This is a genomic window from Luteibacter sp. 621 (assembly GCF_050435445.1).
Lineage (GTDB): Bacteria > Pseudomonadota > Gammaproteobacteria > Xanthomonadales > Rhodanobacteraceae > Luteibacter.
In genome coordinates this window covers 114,065-130,256 of sequence record NZ_JBNDKI010000001.1, presented here as the reverse complement: position 1 = coordinate 130,256, position 16,192 = coordinate 114,065, and the positions used below count along the sequence as shown (strand labels likewise).

The 16,192-nt window shown below is 64.4% G+C and carries 13 protein-coding genes; 9 read left to right on the top strand and 4 right to left on the bottom strand.

Annotated features, from left to right (window positions below):
* Nucleotides 1–117 precede the first annotated feature (117 nt).
* The 4 genes from ABIE56_RS00625 to ABIE56_RS00610 all read left to right on the top strand — a co-directional run bounded on the left by ABIE56_RS00625 (nt 118) and on the right by ABIE56_RS00610 (nt 6,192).
* On the top strand, nt 118–3,516 hold the full coding sequence (locus tag ABIE56_RS00625) for a response regulator (RefSeq protein WP_429241892.1): 3,399 nt from the start codon (nt 118–120) through the stop codon (nt 3,514–3,516).
* A 5-nt stretch (nt 3,517–3,521) separates the two neighbouring features.
* On the top strand, nt 3,522–4,292 hold the full coding sequence (locus ABIE56_RS00620; RefSeq protein ID WP_429241891.1) for a YkgJ family cysteine cluster protein: 771 nt from the start codon (nt 3,522–3,524) through the stop codon (nt 4,290–4,292).
* A gap of 69 nt (nt 4,293–4,361) precedes the next feature.
* Nucleotides 4,362–5,399: a Dyp-type peroxidase gene (locus ABIE56_RS00615; protein ID WP_429241890.1), complete on the top strand. Its 1,038-nt coding sequence runs from the start codon at nt 4,362–4,364 to the stop codon at nt 5,397–5,399.
* Entirely contained in the window at nt 5,392–6,192 is an 801-nt protein-coding gene (locus tag ABIE56_RS00610; protein WP_429241889.1) for a family 1 encapsulin nanocompartment shell protein, read from the top strand. The genes ABIE56_RS00615 and ABIE56_RS00610 overlap by 8 nt, the downstream gene beginning before the upstream one ends.
* Nucleotides 6,193–6,199: 7 nt before the next feature.
* On the opposite strand, the gene ABIE56_RS00605 is transcribed toward ABIE56_RS00610, so the two are convergent.
* Nucleotides 6,200–7,192 (bottom strand): GlxA family transcriptional regulator, encoded by a 993-nt coding sequence (locus ABIE56_RS00605; protein WP_429241888.1) that lies wholly within the window; start codon nt 7,190–7,192, stop codon nt 6,200–6,202.
* 109 nt (nt 7,193–7,301) lie between these two features.
* Between ABIE56_RS00605 and ABIE56_RS00600 the strand changes: the two genes are divergently transcribed.
* The 5 genes from ABIE56_RS00600 (at nt 7,302) to ABIE56_RS00580 (ending at nt 11,092) form a co-directional block, all read left to right on the top strand.
* The gene (locus tag ABIE56_RS00600) at nt 7,302–7,604 is read left to right on the top strand and encodes a hypothetical protein (RefSeq protein WP_429241887.1); all 303 of its coding nucleotides are present in this window, start codon (nt 7,302–7,304) and stop codon (nt 7,602–7,604) included.
* Nucleotides 7,605–7,616: 12 nt separating this feature from the next.
* Nucleotides 7,617–8,624, top strand: coding sequence for a zinc-binding alcohol dehydrogenase family protein (locus tag ABIE56_RS00595; protein WP_429241886.1), 1,008 nt, complete (start codon nt 7,617–7,619; stop codon nt 8,622–8,624).
* Between the two features lie 30 nt (nt 8,625–8,654).
* Nucleotides 8,655–9,416: a helix-turn-helix domain-containing protein gene (locus ABIE56_RS00590; RefSeq protein ID WP_429241885.1), complete on the top strand. Its 762-nt coding sequence runs from the start codon at nt 8,655–8,657 to the stop codon at nt 9,414–9,416.
* Nucleotides 9,417–9,511: 95 nt separating this feature from the next.
* Complete coding sequence (locus ABIE56_RS00585; protein WP_429241884.1) at nt 9,512–10,231, top strand: hypothetical protein; 720 nt, start codon at nt 9,512–9,514, stop codon at nt 10,229–10,231.
* Between the two features lie 9 nt (nt 10,232–10,240).
* Nucleotides 10,241–11,092: an alpha/beta fold hydrolase gene (locus tag ABIE56_RS00580; RefSeq protein ID WP_429241883.1), complete on the top strand. Its 852-nt coding sequence runs from the start codon at nt 10,241–10,243 to the stop codon at nt 11,090–11,092.
* 89 nt (nt 11,093–11,181) lie between these two features.
* Here the strand turns inward: ABIE56_RS00580 and ABIE56_RS00575 are convergent, their stop codons facing one another.
* From ABIE56_RS00575 to ABIE56_RS00565, 3 genes are all read right to left on the bottom strand, one after another.
* Nucleotides 11,182–14,286: an efflux RND transporter permease subunit gene (locus ABIE56_RS00575; protein WP_429241882.1), complete on the bottom strand. Its 3,105-nt coding sequence runs from the start codon at nt 14,284–14,286 to the stop codon at nt 11,182–11,184.
* Complete coding sequence (locus ABIE56_RS00570; RefSeq protein ID WP_429241881.1) at nt 14,283–15,386, bottom strand: efflux RND transporter periplasmic adaptor subunit; 1,104 nt, start codon at nt 15,384–15,386, stop codon at nt 14,283–14,285. The genes ABIE56_RS00575 and ABIE56_RS00570 overlap by 4 nt, the downstream gene beginning before the upstream one ends.
* 84 nt (nt 15,387–15,470) lie before the next feature.
* The gene (locus ABIE56_RS00565) at nt 15,471–16,082 is read right to left on the bottom strand and encodes a TetR/AcrR family transcriptional regulator (protein WP_429241880.1); all 612 of its coding nucleotides are present in this window, start codon (nt 16,080–16,082) and stop codon (nt 15,471–15,473) included.
* Between the last annotated feature and the right edge of the window lie 110 nt (nt 16,083–16,192).

The window sequence follows — 16,192 nt, the reverse complement described above, 5'->3', positions numbered from 1 at the left end:
CATTCGATTGCCCCCGGCCGCATGGTAGATTGAGGAGTTGCCCCCACCGCCCGAGTCTCCATGACGCTCCAGCCCAAGTCCCGACGTCCCTCGAAGCGCGCCGGGGCTGATGCCCGGATGCTCCTGGCCCTCTTGCTGGTCATCGTGTTCTTCGTCTGCAGCGGCCTCATCGCCGGCGCGAATATCCGGACCATCCGTAGCGACAATGCGCTGGTTATCCGTTCGCAAGAAACGGTGGCCGGCCTTGGTGAAGTCCTTTCCAGCATCCAGGATGCCGAGACCGGCCAGCGTGGTTACCTGTTGACCGGCAGCGACGGCTACCTCGAGCCGTACCGCGCCGCCCTGGCCATGATCCCGGCCCGGCTCGAGGCCATCCGCGTGGCGCTGGATGGCGATGCCGGCCAGCAGACCCGCCTGCGTGAGCTGGGCGTGCGCATCAACGACAAGCTGACCGAGCTGCGTGAGACGATTGAACTCCGCCGCGACCGTGGCCTGGAGGCTGCCCTGCCGGTGGTCAATTCCGATCGCGGCAAGGCCGCCATGGATGACATTCGCGCGCGGCTCACAGCCATGCGCGCCGTCGAATACGATCTGCGTGCCAAGCGCCTTGCCGAGATGGAGAGCGCCTACAGCACCGCCATTACCAGTGGCGCGGCCAGTGCGTTCCTTGGCGTGGGCCTGACGATCTTTATCGCCGTGCTGATCCGGCGTAATTCACTGGCTCGTGAGCGTGATGCGTGGTTGCAACGTGGCCAGATCGAGCTGGCCACCGTCATGGCCGGCGACAAGGATGCCAGTGAACTGGGTGGCGGCATCCTCTCGTTCCTGGCCGGCTTTCTCGGTGCTGAGGCGGGCGCGTTGTTTACCGCCAGCCATGGGCGATTTGTTCGCGCCGGCGCGGTGGGCCTGGCACCCGATGGCCAGGGCGATACCGCCCGGCCGGCCGGCAGCCTGCTTAGCCGTGCGGTGGACGAGAACCGCGTCATCGTCGTGAACGACGTCCCCGATGGTTATTTCACCGTGGGTTCGGGTCTCGGCCAGGCCAAGCCGCGGCACCTGGTCGTGGCGCCGGGTGTTTCCGATGGCATGGTGCAGGGCGTGCTGGAGCTCGGCTTTTTCCAGCCCGTGGATGACGATGCGGTCACGCTGCTCGAGCAAGCCTCGCCAGCCATCGCCATCGCACTGCGCTCGGCGGCGTACCGCGCCGAGCTCAACCGCCTGCTTGAAGAGACCCGCCGCCAGTCCGAGGCGCTGCAGGCCCAGCAGGAAGAGTTGCGGGTTTCCAATGAAGAACTGGAAGAGCAGAGCCGCGCCCTGCGGGAATCCCAGCATGAGCTGGAGGAACAGCAGGCGGAGCTGGAACAGACCAACGCCCATCTCTCTGGGCAATCCGAGCAGCTCGAACAGCAGCGTGATGCGCTGCGTGCCGCGAACCAGGCGACCGAGCTGAAGGCGCGCGAAGTGGAGCGGGCCAGCAAGTACAAGTCCGAGTTCCTGGCCAATATGTCGCACGAGTTGCGCACGCCGCTCAATTCCGCGCTCATCCTCTCGAAACTGCTGGCCGATAACACGACCGGCAACCTCTCTGAAGAACAGGTTAAGTTCGCGCGCACCATCCATACCTCGGGCACCGATCTGCTGACGCTGATCAACGATATCCTTGACCTGTCGAAGATCGAGGCGGGCCACGTGGATGTGCGCAGCGAACCGGTGAAAACCGAGGCACTGCTCGATGACCTGTCAGCCTTGTTGTCGCCCATTGCGACGGAGAAAGGCCTGACGTTCACGGTGGCGGCCGAACCGGGCACACCGCCGATCATCGAGACGGATCGCCAGCGCCTGGAGCAAGTTCTCAAGAATCTCCTCTCCAACGCGCTGAAGTTCACCGAGGCCGGCGGCGTCACGCTGGGTGTGCGCGCTGAACGCGGCGGGCGGGTGGCCTTCACCGTGGGCGATACCGGCATCGGCATCGCACCCGATCAGCAGGCGCGCATCTTCGAGGCGTTCCAGCAGGCGGATGGCTCGATCAGCCGCCGCTACGGTGGCACGGGCCTGGGCCTCTCTATCTCCCTTGAGCTGGCCCGGCGCCTCGGTGGCGAAATCACGGTGCAAAGCGAGCCGGGCAAGGGCAGCACATTCACGCTCACCATCGCCACGAAGCTCGAAGGCGCGCAGGCTGCGCCGCACGCGCACGCGCACGCGCACGCACCCGCGCCCGCGCCCGCGCCCGCGCCGCCCGCGGCGGCTCCGGCCGTAACGCGCGCCGCGCCTGGGCTTACGGCGCCATCGCCGGCGTCGCTGCCGCCCCTGGGCGCGGAGAAGGGTCGCCTCATCCTCGTCATTGAGGATGATCACACCTTCGCTGAGATCGTCAGCGGCCTGGCGACCGACATGGGCTTCCGCGCCATCGTCGCGCGCACGGCGAACGACGCCCTCACGATGGCTCGCGAATACCTTCCGCACGCGATCATCCTGGATATCGGCCTGCCGGACCAATCGGGCCTGTATGTGCTCGATATTCTTAAGCACGATGTGCGCACCCGGCATATCCCCATCCACGTGGTATCGGCATCCGATCATTCACGCACGGCGCTTTCGCTGGGCGCGATGGGCTACCTCACCAAGCCGGTCACCCGCGATGCGCTGACGGGCGCGCTGGATTCGCTCGAGGCGCGCTTGTCGCAGCGCCCGCGTCGCGTGCTTGTGGTGGAAGACGATGCCGTGCAGCTCGATGCGATCCGCCATCTGCTCGCCACGGCCGATGTGGAGACCGTGGGCGCACGGACCGCGGCGGAGTGCATTACCGCGTTGCAGGCGCAGGCGTTCGACTGCATGGTGCTGGACCTGTCACTGCCGGATACCTCGGGCTTCGAATTGCTTGAAACGCTGAGTGCGAACGAGGGCCATGCCTTCCCGCCGGTCATCGTTTACACCGGCCGCGTGCTCTCGCCCATGGAGGAAGAGCGGCTGCGCCGTTATTCGAGCTCGATCATCATCAAGGGTGCGAAGTCACCGGAGCGCCTGCTCGATGAAGTGTCGCTGTTCCTGCACCAGGTGGTCAGCGAGCTGCCGGAGCCGCAGCAAGGCATGATCCGCGCGGCGCTGCATCGCGATGCGGTGCTGGAGGGCCGGCGCATTCTTCTGGTCGAAGACGATGTGCGCAATGTATTCGCGCTCATGAACGTGCTCGAGCCGCACGGTTGCCTCGTCACCATCGCGCGTAACGGCCAGGAAGCGCTCGATATGCTCGCGAGCGCGAGCGAGCCGGGGCAGGGTGCGTACGAACTGGTCCTCATGGATATCATGATGCCGGTGATGGATGGCCTGACTGCCATGCAACGGATCCGCCAGGAACGTCGCTGGGACAAGCTGCCGATCATCGCGCTTACCGCCAAGGCCATGCCGGATGACCAGCAGCAGGCCTTGCAGGCGGGTGCCAGCGATTACGTCGCCAAGCCGCTGGATGTGGACAAGCTGCTTTCGCTGATCCGCGTGTGGTTGACCGATAAGGGCTGATTGGGATGGCGCGGCGCTTTTCCTGCACCATGTGCGGCCGTTGCTGCCACGGGCTGCGCCTGCCCCTGAGCGTGGCGGAAGCGCTGGCGTGGATCGACGACGGTGGTGAGGTCGAAGTGTTCTGCGAGGCCGTGCCGTGGCCCGAGGAGCCGGCGCCTGATAACGGCCCGGCGTGGCATAAGCGCAAGCGCTCCTTCCAGGCCATGAGTGGGCACCTTCCGGTGCGCGTCATCGTGACCCTGGTCGCCACGTTCGATGGCGCCTGCCCGAACCTGCGCGCCGACATGGGGTGCGGCATCTACGAGCGCCGGCCGACGGCGTGCCGTGTATATCCGGCCGAAGTGAACCCGTTCATCGCCCTCGAACCGGCCAACAAGCTATGCCCGCCCGACGCATGGGAAACCGGTGGTCTGTTCCAGGATGACGACGGGCACTGGACCGACCCGGAGGTCGCGGCCGCGGTGCTGCGTCGCCGTACCGATGACTACGCGGAAGCCGGGACGCGCGAGGTCCTGTGCGCACGGCTGGGTATCCGCGAAGCGGGCCTCTCGAACGAAGGGGTGATCGTCTACACGCCATCCCGCGATCATCTGCGTGAGGTGCTCAAAGGCACGGCGGAAACGTACAAGACGCCGCCCCGCGATGACGACTGGATGCTGGTATCGCACCGCCTGCGTACGATGTGGTTGCTCGAATCGGCGGGTGCGCGCGCCACGCAAGCAGTGGAACTGGCGGGCATGGGGCGGCGATTCGTGAGCTTCGTGCAGGACGAATAGCCACAGAGCACTTGCCACGGCCCGGGCCGTGACGGATCCTCTTCACTCGTGAGACGAAGGAGCAGGTTCGTGGCAAATGTAGTTCCGCAGCCCGTGGTAGCGACCCTGTCGCGATCGGCCATGTTCCTGGTGCTGACGGTGAACCCGGGTACCGCATCGGTTGACGCTGTTCGCTCGCTATGTGGCGACCTGGCCGGCTTGTTGCGCGCGGTAGGCTTCCGCGACCTCGAGGGCCAGCTTTCGTGTGTCATGGCATTTGGTTCCACCGTGTGGGACCGCCTGTTCGCCGGTCCGCGACCGGCCAGCCTACACCCGTTCGCCGAGATCAATGGGGTGCACCGCGCGCCGTCCACGCCGGGCGACATCCTCCTGCACATTCGTGCGAAACGCATGGACCTGTGCTTCGAACTGGCCACCCAGATCCTGTCCCGCCTGGATGGATCGGTCAGCGTGGTTGATGAGGTGCACGGCTTCAAGTATTTCGATGATCGCGACCTCATCGGTTTTGTCGACGGCACCGAAAACCCCACCGGTATCGAAGCGGTGGAAGCCGCCGTGGTTGCCGATGAGGATCCCGACTTCACCGGTGGCAGCTACGTCATCGTGCAAAAGTACCTGCACGACCTGAAGCGCTGGAACGACGTGCCGATCGAAGCACAGGAAAAGATCATTGGCCGGCACAAGCTCTCGGATATCGAGCTGGATGACGCCGCGAAGCCATCTTACGCCCACAACGTGCTTACCAGCATCGAGGAAAATGGCGAAGAGCTGGATATCGTCCGCGACAACATGCCGTTCGGTGACGTGGGCAAGGGCGAGTTCGGTACGTACTTCATCGGGTATGCGCGCTCGCCCTCGCGCACCGAGAAAATGTTGAACAACATGTTCGTGGGCAACCCGCCAGGCAACTACGATCGCTTGCTGGATTTCAGCGTGGCCGTTACCGGCTGCCTGTTCTTCGTGCCTGCCGCCAGCTTCCTTAATGCCATTCCCGATGCGCCCGGTGCCACCGGCGCACGCCCGGTTTCCGAACCCGATGACGATGCGCCTGCCGGTGACGGCTCGCTCGGCATCGGCTCGCTCAAGATGGAGAACACCCATGGGTAACCTGTTTCGCGAACTCGCCCCCGTCAGTGGCGGCGCCTGGAAGCAGATCGAAGACGAAGCGACGCGCACGCTGAAGGAGTACATGGCCGCACGTCGCCTGGTTGATGTGGTCGGCCCGCGTGGGTATGACTACGGCGGCGTAGCTACGGGCCATGTGCGTGAAATCGCGGCACCAGGCGAGGGCATCCGCTCGCTCCAGCGCCAGGTGGCGTCATTGGTGGAACTGCGCGTGCCGTTTGTGCTCTCGCGCGAAGAGATCGATGGCGTTGCGCGTGGCTCGAACGATCCCGACCTGCAGCCACTGAAGGATGCGGCGCGCAAGCTGGCGTTCGCCGAGGACCGCGCGGTGTTCGAAGGCTATGCCGAAGCGGGCATCACCGGCATCCGCCAGACCACCGATAACAAGAAGGTGGCACTGCCTGCGGATATCGCGGCGTACCCGCGGGCGGTGGCCAAGGCCCTCAGCGAGTTGCGCCTTTCCGGCGTTAACGGACCCTACCGCCTTGCCCTTGGTGCGAAGGCGTATGCCGCGATGAACGGCGCAACGGACGAAGGCTACCCGGTCTACCGCGAGCTGCATGGCATGCTCAATGGTGGCATCGTGTGGGCGCCAGCCATCGAAGGCGGCGTGCTGCTATCCGCGCGCGGTGGCGACTACGAGCTGCACCTGGGCCAGGATGTCTCGATCGGCTACGATTCGCACGATGCGGCATCGGTGACGCTCTACCTGCAGGAGACCTTCACGTTCCTGGCGCTGACGGCCGAAGCGTCGGTGGACCTCGTCGCCGGCTGACGGCACGTCAGGACGCGAACTCGGTTTCGATCTCGTCATCGGCGGCATCCCTGTCGCCCGCCATGCGTGCGCCCCGTCGTAGCGACAGGGGCGTAACGCCATAGCCCCGCACGAACGCCTCACGCAGGTGTTTGCGGTCGCGGAAGCCTGTTTCCCGGGCAATCACTTCAAGCGAGTGGCGCCCGCGCTCGATCATGTTGCGGGCTTCCTCGATGCGCAGTCGCTCGATAGCCTTGGCCGGCGAGTGGCCGGTTTCGGCCTGGAAGACCCGGCTGAACTGCCGTGGGCTGAGGTGCGCCGCGTCGGCCAGGTCGTCGACTGAAAGGGCCTTGCCCAGGTTTTTTCGGGCGTATTCCAGTGCTGTCTGGATGCGGTCGGATTTTGGCGCCATCTTCAACAGCTCGGAATGCTGGGACTGGCCGCCAGTGCGCCTGTGATGCATGACAAGCACGTGCGCTACCGAACTGGCCAGCTCGGGGCCCAGATCTTTATCGACCAAACCCAGCGCAAGGTCCATGGCGGCGGTGAGTCCCGCAGAGGTCCAGATGGGGCCATCGACAATGAAGATCCTGTCCGCTTCCACCTGGGTGCCCTGGCAGCGTTTGCGCAGTTCATCCGCATAGGCCCAGTGGGTCGTGACGCGCCGCCCCTCCAGCAGCCCGGCCTCGGCCAGCACGAAGGTGCCCGTGCAGAGTCCGACGGTTCGTCGCGCGCGCATGGATGCCTGGCTAATGAACGCCAGCTCCGCCGCAGGTGTCGGGTGAACCAGCGGGTTCACGATGCCGCTGATCATCCAGGTATCGGCGATGACTTGCGGCGATGCCTTTTCCGTGGTGACGGAAACCCCGACGGACGAACGAACTTCGCCACCCGCGAGCGAGTAGTTCGTGATCTCGTACACCTTTTCGCGGGCCACGATATTGGCCATTTCGAATACGGTCTGGGTGCCGATCGCCATGACCTGGAAGCCGTGCGTGAGGAAATAAGCCATTCGATGCATTGCGAATACCTGGTGCCGTGTCCGAAAAACTAGCCAACTTCGTCATTGGCGCTCGCCCGGTGCCGATGCAGCATGGGCACCTCAACGCACCGTATGGAAAGGAACCAGGATGCCCTCGGCGTTTCGCACAGCGGTGATCACGGATGCGGCTTCTGCGCTGGGCATGGCATGCGCGGACCATCTGGCGAGCGAAGGGTACGGGCTGATCCTGGTCGATTCCGATCGCGGTGTCTTGAACACTTTAGCCGAGACAATCACCACGCGCACACGTTGTCCCGTGGAGGTGGTATCCGCCGAGGCAGGCTGCCCGTGGGACCTTCCTGCGCTGGCAGAGCACCTTCGCCAGGATGCCAGCGTCACCGTCATCGTGTGTATCACGCGCTTTCCAGAGCGGGTTCTGGACGACACATAAGGAGATTCATCCATGAAAGCCATTGTCTACGATCGGGCAGGCGTGCCCGCCGATGATCCGGCCTCCCTGTATGAGATGGAGGTACCCACACCGAAGCCGGGCAGTCATGACCTGCTGGTGAAGATCCAGGCGATTGCCGTGAACCCGGTCGACGCCAAACTCCGCGCAGCCGTTCCCCCTGCTGCTCCGCGGGTGTTGGGCTGGGACGCTGTCGGCGTGGTGGAGCAGGTAGGTGACGCCGTGACGTTATTCAGGGCTGGCGACATCGTATGGTTCGCTGGCGACATTACGCGCCCGGGAACTTACGCGGAGTACACGCTCGTTGACGAGCGCATTGCGAGCCTCGCGCCGTCCACCATCTCACCCGCAGAGGCTGCGGCGCTCCCGCTTACGGCCATCACGGCGTGGGAGCTTCTCTTTGACAGGCTGCGTATCGCCGAGGGCGGCGGGGATGGGCAGAGCGTGCTTGTGATCGGCGCGGGCGGCGGCGTTGGCTCCATTCTCGTGCAGCTCGCGGCGAAGCTCACGGCGCTTACCGTGGTTGGTACCGCGTCGCGGCAGGAAACGCAGGATTGGGTGCGCGGCCTTGGCGCACACCATGTGATCGATCATTCATTGCCGCTCCAGCCCCAGCTAAATAGCGCCGGGCTAACGCACATCGACCACGTCATTAGCCTTACCCACACCGAGGCGTATTACGCCCAGATTATCGAACTGCTGAAGCCGCAAGGCCAGTTTGCGCTGATCGATGATCCCGCCAGCCTGGATGTGCTGCCGTTGAAGCGGAAATCCGTTTCGCTGCACTGGGAGTTCATGTTCACCCGCTCGATGTATCGTACGGCAGACATGGCGGTGCAGCACGCGCTGCTGGGCCGCGTTGCCGCGCTTATCGACGAGGGAGTGCTCAAGACCACTGTGGGCGAGCACCTTGGGCTGATAAACGCCGCCAACCTAAGGCGAGCGCATGCGTTGCTGGAGAGCCATAAGGCGCGCGGCAAGCTCGTGCTTGAGGGGTTCTAAGGCCCGGTCGGGCTGACGAAGGCCATGGCAATGTCAGGTTTGAATCATATCGAGGGCATGCCCTATGGTTTCATTATTGATCGGCGCGATGCGCTAGCAAGCTACCGAACCGGGGGCTCACTCGAAGCCATGCTGGCGTCCTTGCGGTTGAAGCAGGGACTTGTCGGTGTGCCGCTGGCGATGGATTCGGGGGCGGGCGAGCCGTTTCTCGTTGCGTTCCGCGAGCATCACGGGGCAGGTGAAGAGCTTGGCTTTGTGATTTTTCCGACAACGCCTGCCGGAGTGGATGAGGGACGGCTAACCGTTCCCGTGGTCGCGGAGAAGCTGTGTGCGCTGCTCGCAAGACTCGCGGTGCAACCCTTGTTCGTGCCGTCACTCTTCGCGGAAGTGGCACTTGCGCTGCGCTCCGCCTATGGTGCGGAGCGCAGCGGAACTTACGTCCGCCGCCCGGCGGGTGGCCTCTACCCATGGCAGACGGACCGGGCCATTGCGTTCATGGATGGCAACCTCTCATCACCGTTCACAACGGCGGATGTCGCGCGCGCCTGCAACATGTCGGCGAACCACTTTGCCCGGGCGTTTCGCGTTACGCACGGGATGCCCCCACGACAATGGTTGCTGCACAGGCGTGTTGCCCGGGCCAAGGAGATGCTGGGGGATACGCGGGCCTCACTGACGGATATCGCCCTGTGCTGCGGATTCGCGGAGCAGAGCCACTTCACGCGCGTTTTTACGCGTATCGAAGGCATGCCGCCCGGCGCATGGCGACGCAACGGAAGGGCCGTCTCCTGACCTGACGATGTCCGTAATCGCGGCTGAAATTGTCATCCGGCGCATGGACGCGACCCGCACTATGTCGGTATCAGTTCCCCGTCGGAGACTAACCCGTGATTCCTCTACTTGACCTGGCAATCCGTGCTGCAGGTGGCATGGAGCGTTTCAGTAGCTTCCATACGCTTACCGCCCACCTTCATCATACGGGCATGCTCTGGGCGCTAAAGCAGCGCGATGGCGTCCTGACTGATTCCGTGGTGACCGTCAACCTCCACGAAGAGCGTGTATCGCACGAGCCGTTCGCACCATCGACGGATCACTCGGAGTTTACGCCGAGTCGCGTGGAAATCCGGGGGCATGGGGGGCAGCTGGTCGAGTCCCTGGACGAGCCGCGCCGGTCGTTCGATGGCTTCGAAATGGAGACGCCGTGGACCAATGCGCAGTTGGCATACTTCGCCGGCTACACCATGTGGACGTACCTCACGTCGCCTTTTGTTCTGGCGAGGCCTGGCGTGCAGGTCGAAGAGCTGGAGCCGTGGACGGTCGATGGCTTGGTCTGGCGCCGCCTGCGTGCCGTGTTCCCGGATGACATCGCCACGCATAGCGCCGTGCAGACCTATTACTTCGATGCCGATGGATTGCTTCGCCGACACGACTATGAAGTGGATATCCAGGGGAAGAATGCTGCCGCGCGCTACCTCCATGACTATGTGGACGTACAGGGCATCATGTTGCCGTCGCGCCTGCGCATATATCCGCGTGCCTCATCGAACACCGCATTGCCGGAGCCGCTGATCGTCGGTGTCGATCTTTCCGGCTTCACTTTCAGCTGAGGACGCGCCATGACCATCGTTACAACGGCCACGGCCGAAACCCGTTACATCGATGCTGGCGGCATTCGTTACGCGTACCGGCGCTTCGGTGCCTCGGGACGCACACCCTTGTTGTGCCTCCAGCACTTCACCGGCACGCTTGATAACTGGGATCCGGCGATCATCGATGCGCTGGCCGAAGATCGTGAGGTTGTGCTGTTTGAAAACGCTGGCGTTGGCCGCTCTGGCGGTGAGGTGCCGGCGTCGATCGCCGCGATGGCGGAGCATGTGCTGCGATTCCTGGACGCGCTGGGTGTCGCGAAGGTACACATCCTGGGCTACTCACTGGGCGGGTTCCTTGCCCAGGACATCGCGATTGCGCGGCCCGGGCTGGTCGGGCGGTTGGTTATCTCGGGTAGTGCGCCGCAGGGCGGCCCGGGGGCCGGCATGGACCGGCCCGAGCTGATCGCTATCTATACGGATACCGCCATGGCGCCGGCGGAAAAGCTGAAGCGGCTATTCTTTCCTTCGACACCCGCGGGAGCCGCAGCGGCCGACGCCTTCGTCGAGCGGCTCGCGACACGCAGCGCAGAAGCTGACCTCCCGGCGGCACCGTCCGTCGCGCCTGTGCAGTTGCAGGCCATGATCGACTGGGCGAACTGGGGTGGCGACGTGGGCGGGAAGCTCGCGAAGATTACGCACCCGGTGCTCGTCGCGAACGGTAACAACGATACCATGATCCCCACGGAGAACTCATTCACCCTGGCGAAGTTCCTGCCCGACGCAACACTTATCATCTATCCGAATGCCGGGCACGGTGCGTTGTTCCAGTACGTGGATGACTACGTGGCGCACGTGCGCACGTTCCTGCGGGGTGCGTGAATGGCGGGCGCAGCAGTGCATTGAGCGACTGGCAGGGATGGCGAGAATTGGCGGCGCCACGCGGCGCCGCCTTTTTTTGTAAGGTTTGCTCAATCCCCCGTCGGCGAATGACTCAGTGCAGGCACCGCACCCGGATCGATATCCTTGTCCGGCTTGATCCGGTACCAGATGGCGTACAGCGCAGGCAGGAACAGCAGTGTGAGCACCGTGCCGCCGATCGTGCCGCCGATCAGGGTGAAGGCGAGCGAGCCCCAGAACACTGAGAACGTGAGCGGGATAAACGCCAGCACCGCCGCCAGCGCGGTAAGGATCACCGGCCGCGAGCGCTGCACCGTCGCCTCGACCACTGCATGGTAGGTATCCAGGCCCTGCTGCTGGTTCGTGTGGATCTGGCCGATCAGGATGAGCGTGTTGCGCATGATGATGCCGGCCAGGCCGATCAACCCGAGGATGGCGTTGAAGCCAAACGGCTGGTGGAACAACAGTAGCGTGGGCACTACGCCGACCAGTGCCAGCGGAGCCGTGGCCAGGATCATCAGCATGCCCGAAAGCGAGCGCACCTCGAACACGATCACGATCATCATCAAAAGCAGCATGAGCGGGAACACGGCAGCCAGCGCTTTGTTCGCCTTGCCAGCCTCTTCCAGGGCGCCGGCGGTGTCGATGGCATAGCCAGCGGGCAGGGCATCGGTAACGGGCTTCAACTGGGCGATCAGCTGCATCGAGATATCTGGCGGCTGGAACCGTTCGTCGATATCGCCACGCACCGTGATGGTGGCCATGCGATCGCGCCGGCGCAGGATGGGGTCTTCCATGCGGGTTTCGGCGTGGCCGAGCTGATCAAGTGGGACACGCTGGCCCGCGCTGCCGACCAGCGAGAACGCGCCCAGGCGCGCCGGGTCAAGCCGGGTTGGGCCTGCGCTGCGCGCCACCACATCCACCGAGCGGATATCTTCGCGCACGCTGGTGACAGGGATGCCGGTCAACAGGAACTGTAGCTGCGTGGATGCATCGTGCGTGCTTAGGCCAATCGCCTGCAGGCGGTCCTGATCGAGCACGAAGTGTACGGTCGGCACCCGCTCATCCCAGTCGGTATTCACTGTGCGCATGGCGGCGTTCTTCTGCATCACGTCACGCACCTGTGCGGCAATGGCGCGCACCTTATCCTCATCGGGCCCGGAGACACGGAAGGCCACGGGGAACGGCGAGGGCGGCCCGAATACGATTTGCGTGGCCCGCACGCGTGCCTCGGGGGCGAGGCCATCCTGCACGGCCTGGCGCACGCGGAGTTTCAGGGTCTCGCGCGCCTTCTCATTGGGGGTAAGGACCACAATCTTGGCAAACGACGGATCAGGAAGCTCCGGCGCCATGCCAAGGAAGAAGCGTGGTGCACCCTGGCCAATGTAGCTGGTCACGATTTTTGCCTCGGGCTGCTTGCGCAACCAGGCTTCCACCTTGACCGTGGCCTTGCTGGTGGCATCGATCGAGGTGCCTTCGGGCATCTGTACTTCCACCAGTACCTCGGGGCGATCGGAGATGGGGAAGAACTGCTGGCGGACAAAACCCATGCCGAACACGGCTACGAAGAACAGCGCGACGACGCCGAGTGCCACCGGCACCTTGCGCCGTACAACAAACGCGATAAGGCGGCGGAACGCGCGGTAACGCGGGGTGCCGTAGATGGCAGCGTGGCCACCTTCGACAGCCGGAATCTTCGGCAGGAGCTTGACGCCAAGGTACGGCGTGAACACCACCGCGACCAGCCACGAGGTGAGCAACGAGAACATCACCACCCAGAAGATGTTGCCCGCGTACTCGCCAGCGGTCGATTGGGCAAAGCCTACTGGCATCAGGCCAATGGCCGTGACCAGCGTGCCAGCGAGCATGGGCGCCGCGGTGTGGCCCCAGGAATAGGTGGCGGCCGCGATACGGTCCTTGCCTTCTTCCATCTTCACCACGATGGTTTCGATGACGATAATGGCGTCATCCACCAGCAACCCCAGCGACAGGATGAGCGCGCCCAGGGTGATGCGGTCGAAGTCACGGCCGGTCACCAGCATGATGATGAATACACCGGCAAGCGTCAGTGGCACGGCGGCGGCCACGACGATACCCACGCGGAAGCCCAGGCTGATCAGGCTCACTGCGATGACGACGGCGAGGGCCACGAAGAACTTCAGCATGAACTCGTCGTAGGCCTCGGCGATGTTCACGGCCTGGTCGGTGATCTTGGTGAACGAGAGACCGAGTGGCAGATTCGATGAGATCGTCGCGGCCTCCTTCTCCAGGGCCTTGCCCAGTTCGAGGCCGTTGTAGCGCTCACGCATGACGACGCCAAGCACGAGCGTCGGCTCGCCATCGTTGCGGATGAGGAAGGTGGCTGGGTCTTCGTAGCCGCGGCGCACGCTGGCGATATCGGCCAGGCGCAGGGTCTTGCCATTCGCCACCACGGGCGTCTGCTCAATCGTCTTCAGGTCATCGAACGCGCCATCCAGGCGGATCAGTACCTGCGGGCCCGCGGTATCGATGGAGCCGGCCGCCGTGAGCACGTTCTGCTTGTTGAGCGCGTCGAAGATGGCCGTCGGGGCGATGCCCAGCGTGGCCAGGCGTTCATGCGAGAACTCGACGAAGATCTTTCCCGGGCGCTCGCCGATGATGTTCACCTTCTTCACGCCGGGGACGTGCAGGAGCTGCTGCCGCAGTGTCTCCGCTTCGCGCACCAGCAAGCGTTGCGGCTCGCCGCGCGCCTTGAGCGCGTAGAGCGCGAAGGTCACGTCCGCATACTCGTCGTTGATCAGGGGGCCGACAACGCCTTGTGGAAGCTTCGCCGCTTCGTCGCCCAGCTTCTTGCGTGCCTGGTAGAACTCCTCCTGCACATCCGAAGGGGGCGTGTCATCGCGCAGGGTAAGCGTCGTCCAGGCCACGCCGGGACGGGTGAAGGTCTCGCTACGGTCGTACCACCTCAGCTCCTGCAGTCGCTTCTCCAGTGGCTCGGCCACCTGGTCCTGCATCTCCTGCGCGGTCGCGCCCGGCCATGCGGTCACGATGGTCATTACCTTCACGGTGAAGGCGGGATCTTCCGCGCGGCCCAGGTGCACGAAAGCGAACAGGCCGGCCATGGAGACCGCGATGATGAGAAAGAGGGTGACGGCGCGTTCGCGGACGGCCAGGGCGGAAAGATTGAAGCCGCTCATGGCTGCGCGCCTGCGGTAAGGCTTGTGCGCACCACCTCGCCCTCGTGCAACTGGTGGGCACCGAGCGCGACGAAACGCTCGCCGGGTTGCAGGCCCGCGGTGACGGCGACGGTTTCATCGCCTACCGTCCCCAGCGTGACGGGCCTCCACGATACCGTGGAGGCCTTGCCCTGGATAACCCACACGCCCGGGCCTTTGCCGCCATCGAAAATCGCGGCCACCGGAATGGCTGCCGCCGCGGTTGCGGCCGACGGCAGGTGGATCACCACCGTTGCGCCAAGCGGGGCCTGGGCTGCGGCGCCATCGAGCACATAGCGCGCTTCGAACGTGCGGGTGAGCGGATCGGCCGCATCGGAGAGCAGGCGCAGGTGGGCATCGACACTTGTGCCCTCATTGCCATAGAGCGTGGCGCGAGCGAGCGAGCCGATGGCCGGGCGCATGGTTTCCGGCAGATCGACTCGTGCCTCACGGGGCCCCGCGTGGGCAAGACGAACGACGACCTGGCCGGCGGTCACGACCTGGCCGGGCTCGCCGAGGGTTTCAACAACGATGCCATCCGCGTCGGCCAGCAGTACGGAGTAGCCGGCTTCATTCGCGGTGACCGCCGCCTGGGCTTGCGCTGCGCGCAAACGTGCGGCGGCGGCATCGGCAGCCGCCTTGGCCTGGTCGTACGCCGACGCGGATACGGCGCCGCGGCCCACCAGGCCGTGAAAACGCTTCTCGTCCGCCGCGGTCTGGATGGCCTGGGCCCGGGCCGCTTCGAGCTCGCCCATGGAGGCGGTATCGGCCAGCGCGAGGTCCGTCCGGTCGATCCGCATCAGCGGCTGGCCTTTGCTGACGGCCTGTCCGGCATCGACAAGGCGCTCGACGATCTTGCCGGGGACACGGAAGCCGAGATTGCTCTGCACGCGCGCCGAAACGATGCCCGAGTAGCTGGCCTCGCTAGCGTGGCTCGCTTCGAGCGTGGCGGTTCGGACTAGTGGGGCAGCGAGGCGAGGGTCGGCTTCGCTACGGGAGCAGGCGCTCAGGGCGACGGCGAGCGCCGCACTGCCGAGCACGAGCAGGGGGACGGAGGATGGGCGGGCTGTGCGGGCGTGCATGGTGGCTTTCCGAGGCGGGAAAACCACATCGTGGTGACGAGTGACCAAAACGTCAATGGGTCACAGGCAAGAATTTTTCGTGGATCAGGGTGCCAGGCTGCGCAGGATCAGTCCGGTGACGGCCGGTAGTCCGTCCTCGACCAGGTCCAGGTTGTGCTGAAGCAGGACCGGGTCGGCAAGGGGGAGCGCGGCCAGCCAGATCCCCTGGCACACCTCATCGAGCGGGGTCTTCTTCTCGAAATCACCTGAGGCGCGGCCTTCCCGAATGATGCCTTTAAGCAAATCATTGAGTTGGGCGATATGCTTCACCGAACTTGTCCAGTTCTCGGCCCGGGAATGCGCCACGATGTCGTATAGCTGCCGTTCGGCGAAGAACTGCGCCAGGCACTGTTCTACGGCGGTTCGCAGCATGGCGCGGACCTTTTCGTTCGGCCCCGGAGCGGCATCAACGGCGGCCACGATCGCGGCGTACTGTCCCGCAAGGGTTTTCGTGCAGATGGCTTCGCCAATGGCCTGTTTTGAATCGAAAAACTTATAGAGATACGCCTTGGAAAAGCCGATGGCCCGGGCAAGGTCAGCCATGGTGGTCTTCGCGTAGCCGAAGCGGCTGAAGTGCGCATCGGCGGCCTCCACGATCTGGTCGTGGATGCTAGGGGCCGAGGCGTCGGGGGCAGGTGTGGGGGCGGCTTGGTTCATGACCCACCTATACATGAGGTCGTTGGGGAGGGCAACTTGTGACCATTCTGTATATGGGTCACTTTTCGTGCCGCTTCAATCGGGGCGAGACATGTCCAACCCGTGCAAGG

Excerpts from the sequence above, each read along its gene's own strand:
- ABIE56_RS00600 (WP_429241887.1), top strand. The coding sequence starts at position 7,302 with ATGCCCTCGGCGTTTCGCACAGCGGTGATCACGGATGCGGCTTCTGCG.
- ABIE56_RS00620 (WP_429241891.1), top strand. The coding sequence starts at position 3,522 with ATGGCGCGGCGCTTTTCCTGCACCATGTGCGGCCGTTGCTGCCACGGG.
- ABIE56_RS00570 (WP_429241881.1), bottom strand. The coding sequence starts at position 15,386 with ATGCACGCCCGCACAGCCCGCCCATCCTCCGTCCCCCTGCTCGTGCTC.
- ABIE56_RS00565 (WP_429241880.1), bottom strand. The coding sequence starts at position 16,082 with ATGAACCAAGCCGCCCCCACACCTGCCCCCGACGCCTCGGCCCCTAGC.
- ABIE56_RS00590 (WP_429241885.1), top strand. The coding sequence starts at position 8,655 with ATGTCAGGTTTGAATCATATCGAGGGCATGCCCTATGGTTTCATTATT.
- ABIE56_RS00575 (WP_429241882.1), bottom strand. The coding sequence starts at position 14,286 with ATGAGCGGCTTCAATCTTTCCGCCCTGGCCGTCCGCGAACGCGCCGTC.
- ABIE56_RS00595 (WP_429241886.1), top strand. The coding sequence starts at position 7,617 with ATGAAAGCCATTGTCTACGATCGGGCAGGCGTGCCCGCCGATGATCCG.
- ABIE56_RS00610 (WP_429241889.1), top strand. The coding sequence starts at position 5,392 with ATGGGTAACCTGTTTCGCGAACTCGCCCCCGTCAGTGGCGGCGCCTGG.
- ABIE56_RS00605 (WP_429241888.1), bottom strand. The coding sequence starts at position 7,192 with ATGCATCGAATGGCTTATTTCCTCACGCACGGCTTCCAGGTCATGGCG.
- ABIE56_RS00580 (WP_429241883.1), top strand. The coding sequence starts at position 10,241 with ATGACCATCGTTACAACGGCCACGGCCGAAACCCGTTACATCGATGCT.
- ABIE56_RS00625 (WP_429241892.1), top strand. The coding sequence starts at position 118 with ATGCTCCTGGCCCTCTTGCTGGTCATCGTGTTCTTCGTCTGCAGCGGC.